Below are 20,361 nucleotides of genomic sequence, written 5' to 3' on the forward strand. Positions count from 1 at the left end.
TTTTATTTTCCTTGGCGCTGTGCGTGGTGCTCTTGGCCCCAGGCCAGCAGTTCTTCGAGGAGTTGTCGCAGGATTCGCCGGGTCGGCGCTGCGAGGTCTTCGCGGTAGGCGAAAGGTTCGGATTCGTTCATGTAGGTGCACTGCGCCAGTTCGAGCTGGACCGCATGGACATCCTCGGCCGGGCGCCCGTAGTGACGGGTGATGTGGCCACCCTTGAAACGGCCGTTGAGCACATGGCTGTAACCCTCGGCGCCGGCGCACACAGCCTGTAGCCGGGCGGCCATCGACGGTGCGCAACTGGCGTTGTCGAAGGTGCCCAGATTGAAATCCGGCAGGCGCCCATCGAACAGGCGCGGCACCTGCGAGCGAATCGAGTGCGCGTCGAACAGCAGCGCGTAGCCGAATTCACGCTTGAGACGCGCCAGCTCGTCGGCCAGGGCGCGGTGATAGGGCGTCCAGATTTCCCGCAGATAACGGGTGCGCTCGTCGGCCGAGGGCTCGACGCCGGCCTGGAACAGCGGCTCGCCATCGAACAGAGTCGATGGGAACAGCCCGGTGGTGGCGCCGGCATAGAGCGGTGTGTCGTCCTCCGGCCGGTTGAGGTCGATGACGAAGCGCGAGTAGCCGGCGGCGATCACGCTGGCGCCCAGTTCATCGGCGAAATCGTACAGCCGGGGGATGTGCCAGTCGGTGTCCGGCAGGCTGAGCGCGGCCGGCACCAGCCCGGCCTCGACCGCCGGGGTCAGGCGGGTGCCGGCATGGGGCATGCTGATCAGCAGCGGCACGCGGCCCTGCCGGAAGGTGAAAGCGTCGATCATGTCAGGTACTCCGGGTCGTTCGATCGCGAATGGATTCGCGTCCACAGATTCGGTAGAGGGGCTGCCTCATCGCACGTCCTCGCCCTGCCGGACCACCCGCTTGGGCAGATCGCCGCCCAGCCAGTAGGCCAGCTCGGCGGGGCGCTGGATATCCCAGGCGACGAAATCGGCGCGCTTGCCGACCTCCAGGCTGCCCAGTTCCGCGTCCAGGCCGAGGGCCCGGGCGGCGTGCAGGGTGACGCCGGCCAGGGCTTCTTCCGGGGTCAGGCGGAACGAGGTGCAGGCCATGTTCAGCATCAGGCGCAGCGACAGCGCCGGTGAGGTGCCGGGATTGAGGTCGCTGGCGATGGCCATGGCCACGCCGTGCCGGCGCAGTAGATCGATGGGCGGCAGGCGGGTTTCGCGCAGCAAGTAGAAGGCGCCGGGCAGCAGCACCGCGACGGTGCCAGCCGTGGCCATGGCGCGCACGTCGTCCTCGGTCATGTATTCGAGGTGATCGGCGGACAGCGCCCGGTAGCGCGCCGCCAGGCTGGAACCGCCCAGCGACGACAGTTGCTCGGCATGCAGCTTGACCGGCAGGCCCAGCGCGGTGGCCGCCTGGAACACCCGCTCCACCTGCGCCGGCGAGAACGCCAGATGCTCGCAAAAAGCATCCACCGCATCCACCAGCCCCTCGGCGGCCAGGGCCGGCAGCAGTTCGGTGCAGATGTGTTCGATGTAATCGTCGGGCCGCCCGGCGTATTCCGACGGCAACGCATGGGCCGCCAGGCAGGTGGCGCGCACCGTCAGCGGCAGGCGCTCGCCCAGGCGGCGGGCGACGCGCAGCATCTTGCGCTCGCTGGCCAGGTCGAGGCCGTAACCGGACTTGATCTCCACCGTGGTCACGCCGTCGCGCAGCAGGTTGCGCAGGCGCCGCTCGGCACTGGCCAGCAGTTCGTCTTCACTGGATTCGCGGGTGGCGCGCACGGTGCTGGCGATGCCACCGCCGGCCGCGGCGATCTCCGCGTAGCTGGCGCCTTGCAGGCGCATTTCGAATTCGCCGCTGCGGTCGCCGCCGAACACCGCGTGGGTGTGGCAGTCGATCAGGCCCGGCGTGATCCAGGTACCGCCGAGATCGACGGTCTCGTCCGCGCCACCTGGCGCCTCATGGCGCGGGCCGATCCAGGCGATGCGCCCGCCCTCCACCAGCAGGGCGGCGTCCTCGATGATCGAATAGCGCCCGCCGCGCATCGTCGCGGCATGGGCGTTCAGCCAGAGTCGTTTCATTGCAATCCTCCGATGGCGGCGCCGATGCCGCTGAGCACCTGCTCATCACGCAGCAGTTCGGCGGCCTTGGCGATATCCGGGGCCAGCCAGCGGTCTTCGTGGTAGGGCGGCACCCGTTCGCGCAACAGCTTCCAGGCCAGCGCCGTGCCGGTACCGAAGCCCGGCCCCTCGATGAATTCGAAAGCCTGGGCGGCGATCAGGTATTCGATGGCGAGAATCTGCGTGCAGTTGCCCAGTGCCTTGGCGAGCTTGAGCGCCGAGTTGGTACCGAGGCTGAGATGGTCCTCCTGCAGCGCCGAGGTGACGAAGTTGTCCACCACCGCCGGCTGCGCCAGTTGGCGGTTCTCGGCGACCAGCGAGGCGGCCACGTACTGGGCGATCATCATTCCCGAGTTGACCCCGCTCTGGCTGACCAGGAACGCCGGCAGGCCACTGACCAGCGGGTTGATCAGACGATCCAGGCGCCGCTCGGCGAGGCCGCCGAACTCGGCCATGGCGATCGCCAGCAGATCGGCCGCCATGGCCACCGACTCGCCATGGGGGTTGGCCTGCGAAACCACTCGGTAGTCGTCCGGCGTACCCAGCAGCAAGGGATTGTCCGTGGCGGAGTTCAACTCCACCTCGATCTGGCGCATGGCATGCACCAGTTGATCGCGGCAGGCGCCATGAATCTGCGGGATCGAGCGGATGCTCAGGGCATCCTGGGTGCGGATGCCCCGGCTGTCGGCGAGCACTGCGCTGCCGTTGAGCAGGGCGCGCAGGTTGGCGCCGACCCGCTGCATGCCGGGGTGCGGCTTGAGCGCGATGATCTCGGCATCGAAGGCATCGAGCTGCCCGCGCAAAGCCTCGAAACTCATAGCCCCGATGATGTCGGCCCACAGCGCCAGGCGGTTGGCGTCGGCCAGGGCCAGGCAGCTCAGGCCGGTCATGCAGGGCGTGCCGTTGACCAGGCAGAGCCCGTCCTTGGCTCCCAGTTCCACCGGCGCCAGGCCCTCCATCGCCAGCGCTTCGGCGGCCGGGACGATGCGCCCCCGGTAGCTCACCTCGCCGATACCGAGCAACGCTACGCCGACGTGGGCCATGTGGGTCAGGTAGCCCACCGATCCCTGCGCCGGCACCCGCGGGGTGATGCCGTGATTGAGCAGCGCCAGCAGCGCAGCCACCACCTGCCGTTGCAGGCCGGATTTGCCATGGCTGTAGTTGGCCACGGCGGCGCAGATGATCGCCCGGGTCTGCTCGTCGCGCAGCGGCTCGCCGACGCCACAGGCGTGGCTGAGCAGCGTGTTGCGGGAAAGCAGGCCGAGTTGTTCGGGTTGCAAGAGGACGTTGCACAACGCACCGAGGCCGGTGCTGATGCCGTAGGCGCGCTCGCCCCTCTCGACGATGCGCTCGACGATGGCGCGGGCATTGTCGATGCGCGCCCAGGCCGCTTCGCTCAACGCCAGGCGGGCACCATGACGGGCCACGGCGACCACATCCTGCCAGCGCAACGGGGTATCGCCGATCACCACCGGCGCGAGGGCGGAAGCCTGCATGCCGTCCATCAGACCACCGCCGCGCGGCGCTGGACGAAACGGTCGACGTAATCGTCGGCCGGCTGGTCGAGGATTTCCCTCGGCGTGCCCACCTGCACCAGCTGCCCGTCCTTGAGGATGGCGATGCGGTTGCCGATACGCAGGGCCTCGTCGAGGTCGTGGGTGATGAAGACGATGGTCTTGTGCAGGCTCTGCTGCAACTCCAGCAATTGCTCCTGCATGTCGGCGCGGATCAACGGATCGAGGGCACTGAACGCCTCGTCCATGAGGATGATCTCGGTATCGGCCGCCAGCGCCCGGGCCAGGCCGACGCGCTGGCGCATGCCGCCGGACAACTGGTGCGGGTAGGAGCCCTCGTAACCGGCCAGGCCGACGATGGCGATCCAGTGGGCGGCGCGCTCGCGACACAGCGCCTTGCTCTCGCCGCGCACCTTGAGACCGTAGGCGACGTTGTCCAGCACCGTCTTGTGCGGCAGCAAGCCGAAACTCTGGAACACCATGCTGATGGTGCGCCGGCGGAATTCGCGCAAGCGCGGCATGTCGTAGGCGAGGATGTTCTCGCCATTGACCAGGATTTCACCGCTGGTGGGATCGATCAGCCGATTGAAGTGGCGGACCAGGGTCGACTTGCCGGACCCGGACAATCCCATGATGACGAAGATTTCCCCGGCGCCGATGCTCAGCGACAGATCGTTCACGCCGACCACGCAGCCGGTATCGGCCAGCACCTCGGCCTTGCTCCGTCCCTGGCGGATCGCGGCCAGGGCCTTTTCGGCACGCGGGCCGAAGATCTTGTAGACGTTTTTGACGACGATCTTGTCCATCGCGACCCCGTTCATTGGCGCACCTCATGGCGGGAGCGGCCATAGGCCTGGGTGATACGGTCGATGGCTACGGCAAGGATGACGATGGCCAGTCCGGCCTCCAGCCCCTTGCCCACGTTCAGTGTCTGGATGCCGATCAGCACGTCTTCGCCGAGCCCGCGGGCGCCGATCATCGAAGCGATCACCACCATCGACAGCGCCATCATGGTGGTCTGGTTGATCCCCGCCATGATGCTCGGCAGGGCCAGCGGCAGTTGCACGCCGAACAATTGCTGCCAGCGGTTGGCGCCGAAGGCGTTGACCGCCTCCATCACCTCGTGGTCGACCTGGCGGATGCCCAGGTCGGTCAGGCGGATCAGCGGCGGTGCGGCATAGATCACCGTGGCGAAGATCGCCGGCACCTTGCCGAGGCCGAACAGCATCAGCACCGGGATCAGGTACACGAAGCTGGGCATGGTCTGCATGATGTCCAGCAGCGGCATCAGCAAAGACCGCAAACGGTCGCTGCGGGCCGAGAGAATGCCCAGCGGAATGCCGACGATCACCGAGATCAGCGTCGCCACCAGCATCAGCGCCAGGGTCTGCATCAGCTTGTCCCACAACCCCACCGCACCGACCAGGAACAGCAGCCCGGTGATCAGCAGGGTCGGCAGCAGACGGCGGGTGGCATGCCAGGCGATGCCGGCGACCAGCGCCAGCATCAGCCACCAGGGCGTCGCTCGCAGCAGGCCTTCGAGATTCACGATGGCCCACAGCAGGGTATCGGATATCTGCCGGAACACATCGCCGTAGTTGGTCACCAGGGCGTCGACCCAGGCGTTGACCCAGTCGGCGATGGAGAAAGTCAGGCGTTCGGGGAACATGGGACCGCTCCGCGCGTGAGGATGAGAGAAAGGATGGGGCGGGCCGCGCGCCCGCCGTCATCCACGATCAGAGCGCCGCCTCGATCTTCTTCGCCGCGTCGTCGCTGACCCAGGCGTGCCAGACCTCCGGATGCTCCTTGAGGAACGTCTTGGCCAGCGTGTCCGAGGCGAGTTTCTCCTTGGCCATCCTGGCCAGGCTCTGGTTGAGCAGGTCGATCGGCAGGTTGACCTTCTCCAGTACCGCCACCAGCTCCGGCGCCTCGTCGTGGAAGGCCTTGGACAGACCGACCTGGATGGTCACGTCCTTGTTCACGCCTTCGCGCTCCCGCAGCTTGACCAGATCGGCCTGTCCCATCAGCGGCGTCGGCGACCAGTAATAGAAGAGGATAGGCTCGCCGCGCCGGTAGCTCGACAGCACCGCCGCGTCCAGTGCCGGGCCGGTACCCGGACGGAAATTGGTGAACTTGTCTTCCAGACCGTAGCTCTTGAGCATCTCGCTGTTTTCCAGCTCACAGGTCCAGCCGGCCGGGCAATTGTAGAAACGGCCCTTGCCCGGCTCTTCCGGATCGCGGAACAGCTCGGCGTACTGGGCCAGGTCGGAAACCGCTTCGAGCCCCGGTGCCTTGGCTGCCAGGTTGCGCTTGGCATCGCCTTCGACGACGTAGCGCGGCACATACCAGCCCTCAGTGGCTCCGACGATGGGAGCGCCGACACCGACCACCTTGCCGGCCTTGGCTGCCTTGTTCCACGCATCGCTACGGCCGATCCACTCCTCGGCGAACACCTGGATGTCATTGGTGCTCAGCGCCTGCTCCATGGTAATGGAGTTGCCCGGCAGGCTGTCGGTTTCGCAGCCGTAACCGTGCTTGAGGACGAATTGCATCAGGTCGGTGAGCAGCATGCCGCTCTCCCAGTTGATCCCGGCGAACTTCACCGGCTTGGAATCGCACCAGCCATCGGCCTGCGCGCTCGCCGCGCCAGCCAGCAACCCCAGGGACAGCAGGCTGGTCATCATCTTCTTGAGTGTCATCGTCTTGTGGCTCCGAGTACGTTGAAGGGCGGCAGTGGAAAACAACCGAAGGCAGCCGCTCAGTCCTTGAGCATCGGCAGGTTCAAGCCCTGCTCGCGTGCGCAGTCAATGGCGATCGGGTAGCCGGCGTCGGCATGGCGCATCACGCCGGTGCCCGGATCGTTGGTCAGCACCCGGGCGATACGCGCGGCGGCCTCGTCGGTGCCATCGCACACGATCACCATGCCGGAATGCTGGGAGAAGCCCATGCCGACGCCGCCGCCGTGGTGCAGCGACACCCAGGTGGCGCCGCTGGCGGTGTTCAGCAGCGCATTGAGTAGCGGCCAGTCGGAGACGGCATCGGAGCCGTCCCGCATGGCCTCGGTCTCGCGGTTGGGGCTGGCCACCGAGCCGGAGTCGAGGTGATCGCGACCGATGACGACGGGCGCCTTCAGCTCGCCGGAACGGACCATCTCGTTGAACGCCAGGCCGAGCTTGGCGCGCTGGCCCAGGCCGACCCAGCAGATGCGCGCCGGCAGGCCCTGGAAGGCGATGCGCTCGCGGGCCATGTCCAGCCAGCGGTGCAGGTGGGCGTCGTCCGGGATCAGTTCCTTGACCTTGGCGTCGGTCTTGTAGATGTCCTCGGCCTCGCCGGACAGCGCGGCCCAGCGGAACGGCCCGATGCCCCGGCAGAACAGCGGACGGATGTAGGCCGGGACGAAACCGGGGAAGTCGAAGGCGTTCTCCACCCCCTCTTCCTTGGCCATCTGGCGGATGTTGTTGCCGTAGTCGAAGGTCGGCACGCCCTGCTTCTGGAAGTCGAGCATGGCCCGCACGTGGACCGCCATGGACTGCTTGGCCGCCTTCATCACGGCGGCCGGCTCGCTCTGAGCGCGCTCGCGGTACTGCTCCCAGCTCCAGCCGATCGGCAGGTAGCCGTTGAGCGGGTCGTGGGCGCTGGTCTGGTCGGTGACCAGGTCCGGGCGCACGCCACGGCGGACCAGCTCCGGCAGGACTTCCGCCGCGTTGCCGCAAAGGGCGATGGAGATCGCCTTGCCCTCGGCGGTGTAGCGGGCGATGCGGGCCAGGGCGTCGTCCAGGTCCTTGGCCTGCTCGTCGACGTAACGGGTGCGCAGGCGGAAGTCGATGCGGCTCTGCTGGCACTCGATGTTCAGCGAGCAGGCGCCGGCCAGGGTCGCCGCCAGCGGCTGCGCGCCGCCCATGCCGCCGAGGCCGGCGGTGAGCACCCAGCGGCCGGCAAGGTTGCCGCCGTAGTGCTGGCGGCCGGCCTCGACGAAGGTCTCGTAGGTGCCCTGGACGATGCCCTGGCTGCCGATGTAGATCCAGCTACCGGCGGTCATCTGGCCGTACATGGCCAGGCCCTTGGCGTCCAGCTCGTTGAAGTGCTCCCAGGTCGCCCAGTGCGGCACCAAGTTGGAGTTGGCGATCAGCACGCGCGGGGCATCCTTGTGGGTACGGAACACGCCCACCGGCTTGCCGGACTGCACCAGCAGGGTCTCGTCGTCGTTCAGTTCCTTGAGCGTTTCGACGATGCGGTCGTAGCACTCCCAATTACGCGCGGCACGGCCGATGCCGCCGTAGACCACCAGCTCCTTGGGGTTTTCCGCCACGTCCGGGTCGAGGTTGTTCATCAGCATGCGCAGCGGCGCTTCGGTCAGCCAGCTCTTGGCGTTCAGCCGGGTGCCGCGAGGGGCGCGGATTTCGGTGTCGCGGTAACGGGTCGGGGCGGTCATGGAAAAAGCTCCTTTACACAGGCAGTTCGTCGAAGGGGCGGCTCGGTTCAGAGCCAGCCCAGGTGCTGGGCCAGGTAGGCGATGGGGATGCTGAACAGCAGACTGAGCAGCGTGCGCTGCAGCCAGACCAGCAGCAGATCGCGCAGGCGCAGCGGAATACGCGTGGCAAGCACGCAGGGAATCGAGGCGGAGAGGAACAGCACGCTGCTCACCGAGACGATGGCGGTCACGAACTTGACCAGGCTGCCGGCGTCCTTCAGCAGCATCGCCGGCAGGAACATCTCGGCCAGCCCGGAGGCGATGGCGCGTGCCACGTCCATGGGTTCGGACAGGCCGAACAGCCAGGTGATCGGGTAGAGCAGCACGCCGATGGCATCGAACAATGGGGTGTATTTGGCGGCCAGCAGCCCGAGCAGGCCGACGGCGAGGATGCTCGGCAGGATCGCCGCGGCCATGCGCAGGCCGTCGGCGAAGGTTTCCAGCAAGGCACGGTGCAGGGCCGGCGCCTGACGCGCCTGGGTAACGCCGGCCAGCCAGGCGCTGCGCAGCCGGCCGACGCCCGGCTCCAGTTGCGGGTCGGGCCGGCCTTGATCGGGCAGCCGCGACAACGGATAGATGCGTGCGCTCACGGCCGTGACGGCGAAGGTCACCAGCAGCGCGCTCCAGAAGTACAGGTTCCACTGCGCCATCAGGCCGAGGGTCTTGGCGACGATGACCATGAACGGTGCCGACACCGTGGAGAAGCCGGTGGCGATGATCGCCGCCTCGCGCACGCTGTAGTGGCCCTGCTGGTACATGCGGTCGGTGATCAATAGCCCCACCGAGTAGCTGCCGACGAACGACGCCACGGCATCGATGGCCGATTTGCCCGGTGTGCGCCAGAGCGGTCGCATCACCGGCTGCATCAACACGCCGACCAGCTCCAGCAGGCCGAAGCCGATCAGGAACACCAGGGCCAGCGAACCCAGCGGCACGATCAGCGCCAGGTTCAGCACCAGCTTGTCGAACAGGAAGGGCAGCATGTCCGGCGCCTGGATCGCCGCGGGCGCCAGGCCGGCGAGGTGCACCGCGCCGAGTGCCAGGCCGATCACCTTGAGCACGCTGAATACCCGGCTCACAGCGGTCCGCCGCCAACTGCCGTCGAACCAGGGCGCCAGCGCGCCGTAGGCCATCAGCAGCAGGGCGACGCCGATCACCAGCGGCCGCGCATGGGCGATCAGCGCACCGGCGGCGTGGTCGAGAAGGATGGTGTTGCGCCCGCCGATGTCGAAGGGCACGAAGAAGATGATCAGCCCGATCAGGCTGAAACCCAGCAGGCGCAGGACGGCGCGTGTGCCGCCGCTGGCGGCCAGGGTGGTGGTCGGCTGGTCGTGCATTGCTGTTCCTCCCGGCAGTGTTTCCGATGGAAACGCATGAACATATCTATGCTTGTATATACAAGACTATGCAAGCGAGAGGCCAATACCGGGATGCGTGCCGCAAGGAAGCACGCATCTGGGCCTGGAATTCAGCAATAGCGCGGGTTTGGCAGCGGCGAACGCACATCCGACGAAGTGTCCCGGCGGCTGCCGGGCATCACAGGCGCGCTCAGAAAGAGGGCGAAACGCCCCGAAAAGGCACCATCGGTAACAGCGGGTGCCTCATTTCAGGCTGGCGTCGATCCGTGCGGCCACCTCGTCGGGTACCCAGCGCGACCAGACCGCCCGCTGCTGGCGGAAGAAAGCCGTGCGCATGTCCGCTACGTCGCGCCGCTGCTCGCCCATCTCGGCGAGTACCTGGTTGAGCAGGGGCAGCGGAATCTCGACCTGCTCGAACATTCCGACCAACCCGGGCGCCCGGTCGTGCAGGTCGCGCGAGACGCCGATGCTGATCTTCGCCGGCAACGAGGCGCCGCCGATGGGATTGGGATGCCGGGGGTCGGACAGGGTGGCCCAGGACTCTTCGCTGAACGGCGGCTCCTCCAGTTGGATCAGCTTGAAGCGCCCCATCAGTGGGGTCGGCGACCAATAGTAGAAAAGGATCGGTTCGCCGCGCCGGTAGGCCGAGGCGATGGCCGCATCCAGCGCCGGCCCGGCACCGGTGCGGAAGTTGGTGTAGCTGTCGAGCAGGCCATAGGCCTTGAGCTTCTGGCTGTTGACCGTTTCGCAGGTCCAGCCGGTCGGGCAATTGTAGAAACGCCCCTTGTCCGGGTCCTCGGAGTCGCGGAACAGAGCCTTGTAGCGCGGCAGGTCGCTGACCTTCCTCAACTCCGGCGCCAGCGGTTCGATGCCGCGCTGGGGATCGCCCTTGACCACGTATTCCGGCACCCACCATCCCTCGCTGGCGCCCTTCACCGGCTCGCCCACGGCGAAGACCTTGCCGGCCTCCTCCGCCTCGCGCCATACCGGGCTACGCCCGGCCCATTGCTCGGCGAACACCTGGATGTCGTTCTGCGCCAGCGCGTTCTCCATGGTCACGCTGTTACCGGGCAGCGCATCGGTGCGGCAGTCGTAGCCCTTTTCCAGGACATAGCGCAGCACCTCGGTGAGAAACATGCCGCTCTCCCAATTCAGCCCGGCGAAGACCACCGGCTTGGGATACGGGCACTCCGCCCGTGCGGCAGGGGCGACCAGCGCCGTCGCCAGCACAACGAGCGAAATGAGGGTGCGGAGCGGGGTCATGGCGATCTCCTCGTCTAAAACGCAGCCGTAGCCAGGAAGGATAGACGACGAGGAAAAGCGGACGGGACGGACGGGGAGCCCCGAATCAAGCCAAAGGCTGTAACTCGATCAGCGCACAGGCGCCCTGCCCGTCGAGGCGCAGCTCCTTCAAAGCGGCGGAAGCGCTGTCCACTTGCAGACAGTCGAGGTACCCCAGGGTCGCCACTGTTTCACCTTCCAGGCGCACCGCCAGCCCATCGGCCAGGGAGAACACCAACCACAACGGCGCCGAACCGAGCACCTGGGCGTCGCCGTCCAGCCGCAGCCATTGCAGGCGGGCGTGGTAGCGGGCCGGCGAGTAGATCAGGTTGAAGTCGCGGATCGGTCCGTCGAGCAACCGGCAGTCCACCGCGCTGTCGCCGGAAAAGGCGAAGGCATCCAGAACCCGCAGGTCGCGCGACGGCTGGCCATCGACGGTCAGGCACATGCCGGTGCCTTCGATCATGCTGATGATCCGCTGGTAACCGTCGAAGCGGGAAAACGCGCCGGACTCGCCGACATCGGCGATGGACAGCCGCCAGCCGAAGCCGTCCAGCCCGTCGCCGGCGTCGCGGGCGATCTCCAGAGTACTGCCGGCACCGTTCTTCCAGGGCATGCGCGGGTAGTCGACGGCACGCAGGTGACGGATCGCGGTCATGAGCTGAAGCGCCCCTCCAGGCGGTAGCGCGAGCCGGGATAGACCAGCCGGGCGCTGGTCACCGCGCGGCGGCCCGACCAGGTACGGCGGCGAATCAACAGGCAGGGCTCATGGCGCTCGATGTGCAGCAAGCGGCATTCCTCCGCGTCGGCGAGGATCGCCTCGACCACGTGCTCGCCCTCGGTGAGCGGCGCCACTTGGGACAGGTAGGCATAGGGCGTGAGACTGGAGAAGTCCTGCTTGAGGTAGTCCGGCGCCAGTTCGGCGTTCACGTAGCGGTCTTCGACCTGCACCGGCACGTCGTTCTCGTAGTGCACGATCAGCGAATGGAATACCCGCTGCCCTTCGCGGATATCCAGCGCCACGGCCCGCTCCGGCCCGGCCAGCTCTTCGCCGAGGCGGATCACCTCGCAACGGTGGCGATGACCACGGGCGGCGATTTCGTCGGCGATGTTATGTACCTCGAACAGGGCTGCCTGACCCTTGGGCTCGGCGACGAAGGTGCCGACACCCTGCATGCGCACCAGCAGCCCTTCGGCGGTCAGCTCGCGCAGGGCGCGGTTGATGGTCATGCGGCTGAAGCCCAGTTGGCTGACCAGTTCCGATTCGGACGGTACGCGGTGATGGGGCGGCCAGGCGCCCGACTGGATCTGCGCAACGATCATCTGCTTGACCCGGGCGTAGATCGGCGCGGGCTGGTCGCCAAGTTGCGCGGCCAGCGGAGTCGGCTCGGAAGGCGTGGCGTTCAAGGGATTCTCCTACTCTTGGGCATACCGGCATGTACCGGATTATCCAACCCCGGACAAGCCGCAGTTTACGGCGCCCTTACACATCTGTATATGTATATACAACTTGAATGCCGATTGCGAGGCCCACGTCATGACCGCCCTCTTCGCCGAACGCGCCCTGCTGCCCGAGGGCTGGGCCCGGAATGTCCGCTTCGAGATCGCTGCCGATGGCCTCATCGCCCATGTGACGCCCGACGCTTCCGCGGACGGCGCCGAGCGCCTGCACGGTCCCGTGTTGCCCGGCATGCCCAATCTGCATTCCCACGCCTTCCAGCGCGCCATGGCCGGCCTCGCCGAAGTGGCCGGCAATCCGCAGGACAGCTTCTGGACCTGGCGCGAGCTGATGTACCGGATGGTCGGCAAGATTACCCCGGAGCAACTCGAGATCATCGCCCGCCAGCTCTACATCGAGATGCTCAAGGCGGGTTACACCGGCGTCGCCGAATTCCATTACGTGCACCATGACAGCGACGGCCGGTCCTATGCCGACCCGGCCGAACTGGCCCTGCGTATCGGCCGGGCGGCTCGCGACAGCGGCATCGGCCTGACCCTGCTGCCAGTGCTCTACAGCCATTCCGGCTTCGGCGGCCAGGCGCCCAACGACGGGCAGCGCCGCTTCATCCACGGCACCGACAGCTATCTGGCCCTGCTGCAACGCCTGGACGCCGCCCTACGGAACGAGCCGGCGCAACGCCTGGGCCTGTGTTTCCATTCCCTGCGCGCCGTCACCCCAGAGCAGATCGACGCAGTGCTGGCGGCGGACGACGGGCAGCGGCCCATCCATATCCACATCGCCGAGCAGCGCAAGGAAGTCGACGACTGCCTGGCCTGGAGCGGCCTGCGCCCGGTGCAATGGTTGTACGAGAACGTACCGGTGAACGAGCGCTGGTGCCTGGTGCATGCCACCCATGTCGCGGATGAGGAAGTTGTCGCCATGGCCCGCAGCGGCGCGGTGGCCGGACTCTGCCCGACCACCGAGGCCAACCTCGGCGACGGACTGTTCCCGGCAGTGGACTACCTGGCCCAAGGCGGTCGCCTGGGCATCGGCTCGGACAGCCATGTCTCGGTCAGCGTGGTGGAGGAACTGCGTTGGCTGGAATATGGCCAGCGTCTGCGCGATCAGCGGCGCAACCGCCTGTTCCGCGCGGATCGGCCCAACGTCGGTCGCACCCTGTATGACGCCGCCCTGGCCGGCGGGGCCCAGGCTCTCGGGCAGAACGTGGGCGCCCTTGCCGCTGGCCGCCGCGCCGATCTGCTGGTGCTGGACGGCAACGATCCCTACCTGGCCACCGCCGAAGACGACGCCCTGCTCAATCGCTGGCTGTTCGCCGGCGGCGATCGCCAGGTACGCGATGTGATGGTGAACGGCCGCTGGGCGGTGCGGGACGGCCGGCATGCCGCCGAGGAAGAAACCGCCCGGGCGTTTGCCCAGGTGCTGCGCGCATTACTCTGAGGGCTCCTACGGTCAGGCGGGTGCTCTGTAGGGGTGAATTCATTCGCCCAACGGAGCCAGGGACCGTCACTCACCCTCGCGCCAGATCAACTCCGACGTGTCGTACCCCTGCTGGCGAGCCACGGTGAGCAGCTCGTCGCGCTGCTCGGTGCTTAGGTTCGGCTTGCGGGACAGCAGCCAGAGGTACTTGCGGTTGGGATGGCCGACCAGGGCGACGCGGTAATCGTCGTCCAGGGACAACACCCAGTACTCACCCTTGGTCAGCCCCGGCAGGAGACGGCTGACACCATTGTCGAAGCGCACCCACAGTTTGTCGGTCTGCCCCGCCTCCTGGGGCTCCGCCTCGCCCTGCACCTGCTTCCACTTACCGGACACCGTACGGCAACGGTTGGTGACCGCCATCCGACCATCGTCCCGCAGTTGATAATGGGCTTCGGATTCCCTGCAGTCGCGCTGGAAGAACATCGGCAGGCGGGCCACTTCGTACCAGGTGCCCTGGTAACGGGCCAGGTCCACCTTGCCGACCGTCTCCGGCGGCGCTTGCCCGGTGCCGGAATTGGCGCAGGCGGTCAGCAACAGGCTGGCGAAGAGGACGAGCGGGAAACGCACGGGGATCTCCTTTACAACGCCACGGCCCGGCAAGGCCGTGGCCGGATTTACTTGAGTCCCTGGCCGGAGAACATCATCACCTTGTCGCCGGCGAACTGGACGCTGATGAAGATCTGCTGGTCGCCCCAGGTGCAACTGGACAGACCCAGCGCGCCGGAGCATTCGGTAGGCTTGCCAAGCAGGTTTTCCACCTCGGCCTTGGTCATCCCGGCCTTGAGCTTGGCGTAGTTTTCCTGGTTGACCTTGCTGCAGGCCGCCAACAGCACGCAGAACGACAGCACGGCAATACGACGCAGGGACATGAACGGACTACTCCTCGAGTGATGATGCGGGCAAGCTTGGCACAAGCAATGGCCCGTTGCCTGCTCACATCGCGGATATGGGACCTAAGCCCGCCCTTGCGGTTCCGTCGTGTTTCGAAGAAAGGGATAGAACCTAGAAGCGCGACCCCGGTCCCTGCAGGAATACCCCCTCTTCCTCGGTGGTTTCCCGACCCAGGATGGCATTGCGATGGGGGAAGCGGCCGAAGCGCTCGATCACCGCGCGATGGCGCTCGGCATAGTCGAGAAAGCCGGCGAATAGCTCGTCTTCGTCCACCGACGAGGCTTCGCGCAGGTCGCGGAAGCGCTCCACCGACAGTGTCTGGCTGTCACGGTCTTCGGCATGCTCCAACGGCAGGTAGACGAACACCTGCTCGATCGGTCGCAACGCCTCTTCCCAGTGCTGCTCCAGGCCATGGCGCACCAGTTCGCGGGAGCGGACGTCACCGGCGAAGGCGTGTGGCGTACCGCGGTGGATCATCCGCGGCAACTGGTCGAGCAGCAGGATCAGCGCCAGCCAGCCGTGGGGTTCGGCGGTCCACTCGGACAGACCGCCTGCCAGCGCCTGCTCGGTCAGATCGCCGAAACGCTCGCGCGCCTCGGCATCCTTGCTGTCGCGGTAGCCGAACCAGAGGCCGTTCTTCGCCGCTGCCACGTCGGCGGCACTGGCGGTCCGGTCTTCGCCGAACCACCAGTCGAGCAGGGACTGCCAGGGAGACCGCATGGCTTACTGCTGGTTGTGGTAGGCGGTGGCGCGCTCGACTTCTTCCTTCGAGCCGAGGAATACGGCCACCCGCTGGTGCAGGGATTCCGGCTGAATGTCGAGGATGCGCTGGCGCCCGTCGGTGGCGGCGCCGCCGGCCTGCTCGATGATCATCGACATCGGGTTGGCTTCGTACATCAGGCGCAGCTTGCCCGGCTTGGAGGGTTCGCGGGCATCGCGCGGGTACATGAAGATGCCGCCGCGGGTGAGGATGCGATGCACGTCGGCGACCATCGAGGCGATCCAGCGCATGTTGTAGTTCTTGCGCAGCGGGCCGGTGTCGCCGGCCAGCAGTTCGTCCACGTAGCGCTTAACCGGAGCCTCCCAGTGGCGCTGGTTGGACATGTTGATGGCGAACTCGGCGGTGCTTTCCGGGACGCGGATATTGTCATGGGTGAGCACGAAGCTGCCCAGTTCGCGGTCCAGGGTGAAGCCCTTGACGCCGTCGCCGAGGGTCAGCATCAGCATGGTCTGCGGACCGTAGATGGCGTAGCCGGCGGCGACCTGCTTGGAGCCCGGCTGAAGGAAGGCTTCTTCGCCGAGGGAGTCGTTCTGGCTGAAGCACTCGTTCGGGCAACGCAGCACCGAGAAGATGGTGCCGACCGAAACGTTGACGTCGATGTTACTGGAGCCGTCCAGCGGATCGAAGACCAGCAGGTAGGCGCCTTTCGGGTATTTGCCGGGAATCTGGTAGGCGTTGTCCATTTCTTCCGAGGCCATGCCGGCCAGGTGGCCGCCCCACTCGTTGGCCTCCAGCAGGATTTCGTTGGACAGCACGTCGAGCTTCTTCTGCACCTCGCCCTGCACGTTCTCGGTACCCATGCTGCCGAGCACCCCGCCCAGCGCACCCTTGGATACGGCGTGGCTGATTTCCTTGCAGGCCCGCGCCACCACCTCGATGAGGAAACGCAGATCCGCCGGGGTGTTATGGCTGCGGGTCTGCTCGATCAGATACCGACTGAGGGTAACGCGGGACATTGGAATGACTCCGGAAGGGAAGGGAAAAACCCGCGCATTTTAGCGCGTTACAAACGTCGATGCTGCAGACACCGACGTCTGTGTGGAGTTCCCCCTTGGAGCCTGTTTGCAGAGCAGACTTTGAACGGGTTCTTACCAGCTCCAGGCTACCGACAGATTCACCCCTTGCTGCGTCTGATCTTCGCCCTTGCGCCAGTGATAGCTCGCGCCCAGCGACAGCTCGCCACCAAGTTTCTGGCTGAAACCGAGACTGGCGCGGGTCAGGCGGTCTTCGGGCGTGTAGCCTTCGAGTGTGAAGTCGATCCCCGGCAGGCTGGTCAGGCTCATGGTCAGTTCGCCCGGATCGTCTTCGTATTCCCGTTCGCGGGCCACTTCGGCGAATACCTGGGTGGACGGGCTCACCGCGAAACGCCCTTGGAAACCGGCGCCGAGGCGTTTGGATGTGCGGGTCTGGTCGTCGTAGGTCAGCGAGGTCGCGCTGTCGCTCTTCTCGGCGTAACCGTCCACCTCCACGCGGGCGTAGTCGGCACTGATGAAGGGGCTCAGGTGCCAGGTGCTGCCAGGCTGGGCTATGTCGTAGCCCAGGCGGCCGCCGAACGCCCACAACTGTCCATCGGTATCGCCTTTCTCGCTACGCGTGACGATGCCCAGGTCGAACTTACGCGAGAGATCGTCGTAATCTAGGTAGCCGCCGCTCAGGGTCAAGTCGGCCCACCAGCGGTTCGACTGGTACTGGGCGAAAGCCGTAGCGAGGTAGCTGCGCAATTCGTAATCGGAATCGGCCCGGCCGGCCTCCAACTCCTGCTGGTAGAGCCCGAGCGCCACACCGGCACGCCAGGCATCGTCCAGTCGATAGCTGCCGCCGAGGTTCAGGCTGTAGCCGTTACCGTCGCCGCTGGCCGAGGCATCCTGCTCGTCGAAGTCCAGGCGCTGCCCACCGGCATTGACGAAGCTGCGCCATTGGCCGACTGCCTGCCAGCCCTCCCAATCCGCCTGCCACTGGCTGCGCAACTGATCCTGATGGGCACGCAGGGTGCCGTGGGCCATCTCCGGCAGCAACGTCAGCTCCCAGGGAGCGGCCAGGAGGGAGTAGGTGTAGTCGGCGAAGATCTGCTGCACCGCGCTGGTCGGGTGCACGCTATCGTTGAAGATGAGTTTGCTGGGATCGGGGGTCGTGCTGCCGATTCCCCAGGTGGCGTTCGGGCTGGCGCAACTGTCGAAGCAGGTGGCGATCAGGTCCTGGGTGGCATCGAAGCCGAAGCTCGCCGCATCCGCGACGATCTCGTTGAACAGCAGCGGCACGTTGAGCGGGATGATTTCCGCGTCGATGGCGGCGAGTTGGCTGACCAGCTCGGTATTGAAGGCCGCGACCAGGCCGGAAATGGTGGCAGAGATTCCGGGAATCAGCGACTCCAGCGCCCGGGCATTCGGGGTCTGCCCTACGTCCGGCAACAGCGACACCACGATGTAACGCGCACCGGCGGCCTCCAAGGCGCGCACGCCATCCGCCAATCGTGTCGCGGAGGCTTGGGCTTGGGCGGTGGCCACGTCCGCAGGCGCGAGCGGGTTGATGATCAGATCGAGGAAATCGTTGCCGCCGCCGTTCACGTAGAACAGAGTATCCGAGTCAATCGGCTGCCCCAGCGCAGCCAGTTCGGCCAGGTAACCGGGACGGGTGCGCAGGTTGGTGCCGTCGGCCAACTCGACCACCGACCCCTCGCCGGTTCCGACGATGGAATCGAGAATCTGCTGGGTGGTGTTGCCACCCACCGCATAGTTGGTGCCGTCCGGCAGGCCCAGTGCAGCATTCACCGGCGAGGTGGAGGCAGTCAGGTCACCGAGGCCAAGCTGCAGGCTGAGCAATTGGGTCGAGTTCAGCGCGAAGAATTCGCTGGAGTCGTAGTTCGGCCCCGTGCGGTTGGTAAAGCGCCGGGTCGAGCCGGCTGGCCCGGATGCATCCGGAAATTGCCCGGCATCGCTCAAGCTGTCGCCGAACACGACCAGCCCGCTATAGGGCGAGGCCATGAGAGAAGAAGACGAGAAAGCCAGCAGGCACGCGGCCGCCAATGGGGTAAGCACATGCTTCATGCACGGTCCCTGTTGTAGTTATTTGGATGGACGATGCGTGGGACTTTAGCCCGGAATGTAACTCTCTGCACAGGGAGCGTCCCGGTTTTCACCCGAATGGGTGAACCTGCTTCAGGCCGGGCTGCAGACCCGGTTGCGGCCTTCGCGCTTGGCCCGGTACAGCGCCGCGTCGGCGGCGTGCAGCAGTTCGTCCAGGGCCTGGCCCTGGTCCGGCCAGATCGCCATGCCGGCGGAGAGGGTCACGCCGCACGGCCCGCCACGGGTCTCGACCGGCGTCGCGGCGCGCTCCCGGCATAGGGTTTCGAGGCGGCGGCGCGCCTCGTCGGCATCGGCGCCGGGCAGGATCAGCAGGAACTCTTCGCCGCCGATACGGAACACCGCATCCGAACCGCGCAGGTTCTCGCCCAGGTGCCGCGCCACGGCCCGCAGCACATCGTCGCCGATCAGATGGCCGTGCTGGTCATTGAGCGCCTTGAAGTGATCGAGGTCGATCAGCGCCAGGGCGATAGGCTCTCGTTCGCGCCGGGCGCGGGCCACTTCCCGGCTGAAGAATTCATCCAGGTAACGGCGGTTGTAGAGGCCGGTCAGCGGGTCACGGAGCGCCTGTTCCTGCAATCGCTCATGAAGACTGGAAATGATCCGCAGACGTTCCTCGCTGGTGGCCAGGGCCTCGGACAGCTTGAGTTCGCCCAGATGGCGCTGGGTCACGTCGCGCAGGTAGAGCATCTGCCCGAGCACATGAGTGCCCGAACGGGTGACGCGCTCGATGGCACGGCTGCGCACCTCGTAATAGCGCGCGGGGCCGGCCAGTGTCAGCAGGCGATCCTGCTCGCCGCTCCACGACGTTTGCAGCAGAGCGTGCAGCTCGGCGCCGAACACCGGCCAGTCGATCAGTTTGCGACCCTGCCAACCGTTGCGCAGGCCGGCCAGCTTCAAGGCCGCCGGGTTGGCCTCCAGCACTCGCCACTGCGGATCGACCACCAGCACCGGGTCGAGCAATTCTTCCAGCAGCAGATGCCGAGCCACCGGCAACAGGTCGAACAGGCGCACTCCGACAATCAGCCAGGCAAACGCCGCCAGGGTGAAGGCGAAGCTGAACGGTGTCGGGTCGAAGCCGAACAGGGTGCGGTCGAACACGACATAGCTGACGTTGGCCGCCCAAGGCACCAGGGTGACCACCACGAACGCCAGGTAATGACGACGGTGCACACCATAGCTGATCACCGCGGCACGGATCACCACACCCAGGCAGAACGTCATCCCCAGGTAGACATAGACGGCCGCCGCATGGAACAGCGGCCCATGGTCGTAGCGCACCGGCGCCCCCGGCTCGGCGGACATCGGCGTGGTGCCCGTGCCATAGAACAGGCCGTGCCAGGGATTGCTCAGGGCCATCAGCCAGACCAGCAGCGGCACCAGCGTCAGCCCGAGCAGGCTGCGCGACGGCAGGGGCTGGCGCACGCTGTTCACGTATTGCCAGAGAAACACGGCCCAGAAGGTCGGCACCCCGATGATGCCGGGCCAGGCCATGGTCGCCCAGAACACCTTGCAGGTCGGCGCCTGGGCGGCCATTTCCAGGCTCGCCGCGGCCAGCCACCAGAGGCTGCCCAAGTGCAGCAGGATGAAACTGTCACGACCGGGAAAGGAGCGCTGCCGTCTGACCCAGCGCGCCAACAGCACCACACCCACGCAGACGGCACCGGTCAGCAGCACGGGGAAGCTCATCGCCCAGGTCGATCCCCCGCAAGCGCTCATGGCAGCGCCACCCCGACGAGCGGAGAGAAACGCCCGCGCCGGACGAATTCCCGGAAGCTGCAGGCCGGTAGTGAGGCTGCCTGGATAAGAGACAAGGAATTTTCCCGAGCCGAGCGGTCATGAATGGAGGAACGGGCGTTTCCGCCCGTGCCTAAAGATACTGCAAAACCATCCGTTACGTGTGGATGTTGGCTATCAAATA

Annotated in this window: 18 protein-coding genes; 1 reads left to right on the plus strand and 17 read right to left on the minus strand. The window is 66.4% G+C overall.

Translation table 11 applies throughout. The features are described 5' to 3' along the window. Window positions 1-2: 2 nt before the first annotated feature. From hutG to hutC, 11 genes are all read right to left on the minus strand, one after another. Entirely contained in the window at window positions 3-818 is an 816-nt protein-coding gene (gene hutG / locus PIN01S_RS00915) for an N-formylglutamate deformylase (protein WP_084332983.1), read from the minus strand. A gap of 66 nt (window positions 819-884) precedes the next feature. Next, window positions 885-2,084, minus strand: coding sequence for an imidazolonepropionase (gene hutI, locus PIN01S_RS00920; protein ID WP_084332985.1), 1,200 nt, complete (start codon window positions 2,082-2,084; stop codon window positions 885-887). Beyond that, window positions 2,081-3,619, minus strand: a complete 1,539-nt coding sequence (locus PIN01S_RS00925) for an HAL/PAL/TAL family ammonia-lyase (protein WP_084333577.1) — start codon at window positions 3,617-3,619, stop codon at window positions 2,081-2,083. Before PIN01S_RS00925 ends, hutI begins: the two co-directional genes overlap by 4 nt. An 8-nt stretch (window positions 3,620-3,627) precedes the next feature. Next, window positions 3,628-4,458, minus strand: coding sequence for a quaternary amine ABC transporter ATP-binding protein (locus PIN01S_RS00930; RefSeq protein ID WP_084332987.1), 831 nt, complete (start codon window positions 4,456-4,458; stop codon window positions 3,628-3,630). Beyond that, window positions 4,455-5,306: an ABC transporter permease gene (locus PIN01S_RS00935; protein WP_084332989.1), complete on the minus strand. Its 852-nt coding sequence runs from the start codon at window positions 5,304-5,306 to the stop codon at window positions 4,455-4,457. The genes PIN01S_RS00930 and PIN01S_RS00935 overlap by 4 nt, the downstream gene beginning before the upstream one ends. A 67-nt stretch (window positions 5,307-5,373) precedes the next feature. Next, window positions 5,374-6,336 carry an ABC transporter substrate-binding protein gene (locus PIN01S_RS00940; protein ID WP_084332991.1) on the minus strand — a complete coding sequence of 321 codons (963 nt, stop codon included), beginning with the start codon at window positions 6,334-6,336 and terminating at the stop codon, window positions 5,374-5,376. 59 nt (window positions 6,337-6,395) lie between these two features. Continuing rightward, the gene (hutU, locus tag PIN01S_RS00945) at window positions 6,396-8,069 is read right to left on the minus strand and encodes a urocanate hydratase (protein WP_084332993.1); all 1,674 of its coding nucleotides are present in this window, start codon (window positions 8,067-8,069) and stop codon (window positions 6,396-6,398) included. Window positions 8,070-8,116: 47 nt separating this feature from the next. Then, window positions 8,117-9,445 carry a YjiH family protein gene (locus PIN01S_RS00950; protein WP_084332995.1) on the minus strand — a complete coding sequence of 443 codons (1,329 nt, stop codon included), beginning with the start codon at window positions 9,443-9,445 and terminating at the stop codon, window positions 8,117-8,119. Between the two features lie 264 nt (window positions 9,446-9,709). After that, complete coding sequence (locus PIN01S_RS00955; RefSeq protein ID WP_084332997.1) at window positions 9,710-10,729, minus strand: ABC transporter substrate-binding protein; 1,020 nt, start codon at window positions 10,727-10,729, stop codon at window positions 9,710-9,712. Window positions 10,730-10,814: 85 nt separating this feature from the next. Beyond that, the gene (locus PIN01S_RS00960) at window positions 10,815-11,405 is read right to left on the minus strand and encodes a HutD/Ves family protein (protein ID WP_084332999.1); all 591 of its coding nucleotides are present in this window, start codon (window positions 11,403-11,405) and stop codon (window positions 10,815-10,817) included. Continuing rightward, window positions 11,402-12,154 (minus strand): histidine utilization transcriptional repressor HutC, encoded by a 753-nt coding sequence (gene hutC, locus PIN01S_RS00965; protein WP_084333001.1) that lies wholly within the window; start codon window positions 12,152-12,154, stop codon window positions 11,402-11,404. The genes PIN01S_RS00960 and hutC overlap by 4 nt, the downstream gene beginning before the upstream one ends. Window positions 12,155-12,284: 130 nt before the next feature. Between hutC and PIN01S_RS00970 the strand changes: the two genes are divergently transcribed. Further along, window positions 12,285-13,646 (plus strand): formimidoylglutamate deiminase, encoded by a 1,362-nt coding sequence (locus PIN01S_RS00970; RefSeq protein WP_084333003.1) that lies wholly within the window; start codon window positions 12,285-12,287, stop codon window positions 13,644-13,646. A gap of 66 nt (window positions 13,647-13,712) precedes the next feature. On the opposite strand, the gene PIN01S_RS00975 is transcribed toward PIN01S_RS00970, so the two are convergent. The 6 genes from PIN01S_RS00975 to PIN01S_RS01000 all read right to left on the minus strand — a co-directional run bounded on the left by PIN01S_RS00975 (window position 13,713) and on the right by PIN01S_RS01000 (window position 20,159). After that, window positions 13,713-14,261, minus strand: a complete 549-nt coding sequence (locus PIN01S_RS00975) for a lipocalin family protein (protein ID WP_423814495.1) — start codon at window positions 14,259-14,261, stop codon at window positions 13,713-13,715. Window positions 14,262-14,302: 41 nt separating this feature from the next. After that, a complete protein-coding gene (bamE, locus tag PIN01S_RS00980) occupies window positions 14,303-14,557 on the minus strand; it encodes an outer membrane protein assembly factor BamE domain-containing protein (protein ID WP_084333007.1) in 255 nt (84 codons plus the stop codon). A 133-nt stretch (window positions 14,558-14,690) separates the two neighbouring features. Further along, the gene (locus tag PIN01S_RS00985; protein WP_084333009.1) at window positions 14,691-15,299 is read right to left on the minus strand and encodes a DUF924 family protein; all 609 of its coding nucleotides are present in this window, start codon (window positions 15,297-15,299) and stop codon (window positions 14,691-14,693) included. A gap of 3 nt (window positions 15,300-15,302) precedes the next feature. Further along, a complete protein-coding gene (locus PIN01S_RS00990; protein ID WP_084333011.1) occupies window positions 15,303-16,316 on the minus strand; it encodes a class 1 fructose-bisphosphatase in 1,014 nt (337 codons plus the stop codon). 132 nt (window positions 16,317-16,448) lie between these two features. Beyond that, window positions 16,449-18,404 (minus strand): autotransporter domain-containing SGNH/GDSL hydrolase family protein, encoded by a 1,956-nt coding sequence (locus PIN01S_RS00995; protein WP_084333013.1) that lies wholly within the window; start codon window positions 18,402-18,404, stop codon window positions 16,449-16,451. 111 nt (window positions 18,405-18,515) lie between these two features. Beyond that, on the minus strand, window positions 18,516-20,159 hold the full coding sequence (locus tag PIN01S_RS01000) for a histidine kinase N-terminal 7TM domain-containing diguanylate cyclase (protein ID WP_084333015.1): 1,644 nt from the start codon (window positions 20,157-20,159) through the stop codon (window positions 18,516-18,518). Window positions 20,160-20,361: the final 202 nt, after the last annotated feature.

The sequence above is a fragment of the Pseudomonas indica NBRC 103045 genome (assembly GCF_002091635.1).
GTDB lineage: Bacteria > Pseudomonadota > Gammaproteobacteria > Pseudomonadales > Pseudomonadaceae > Pseudomonas_M > Pseudomonas_M indica.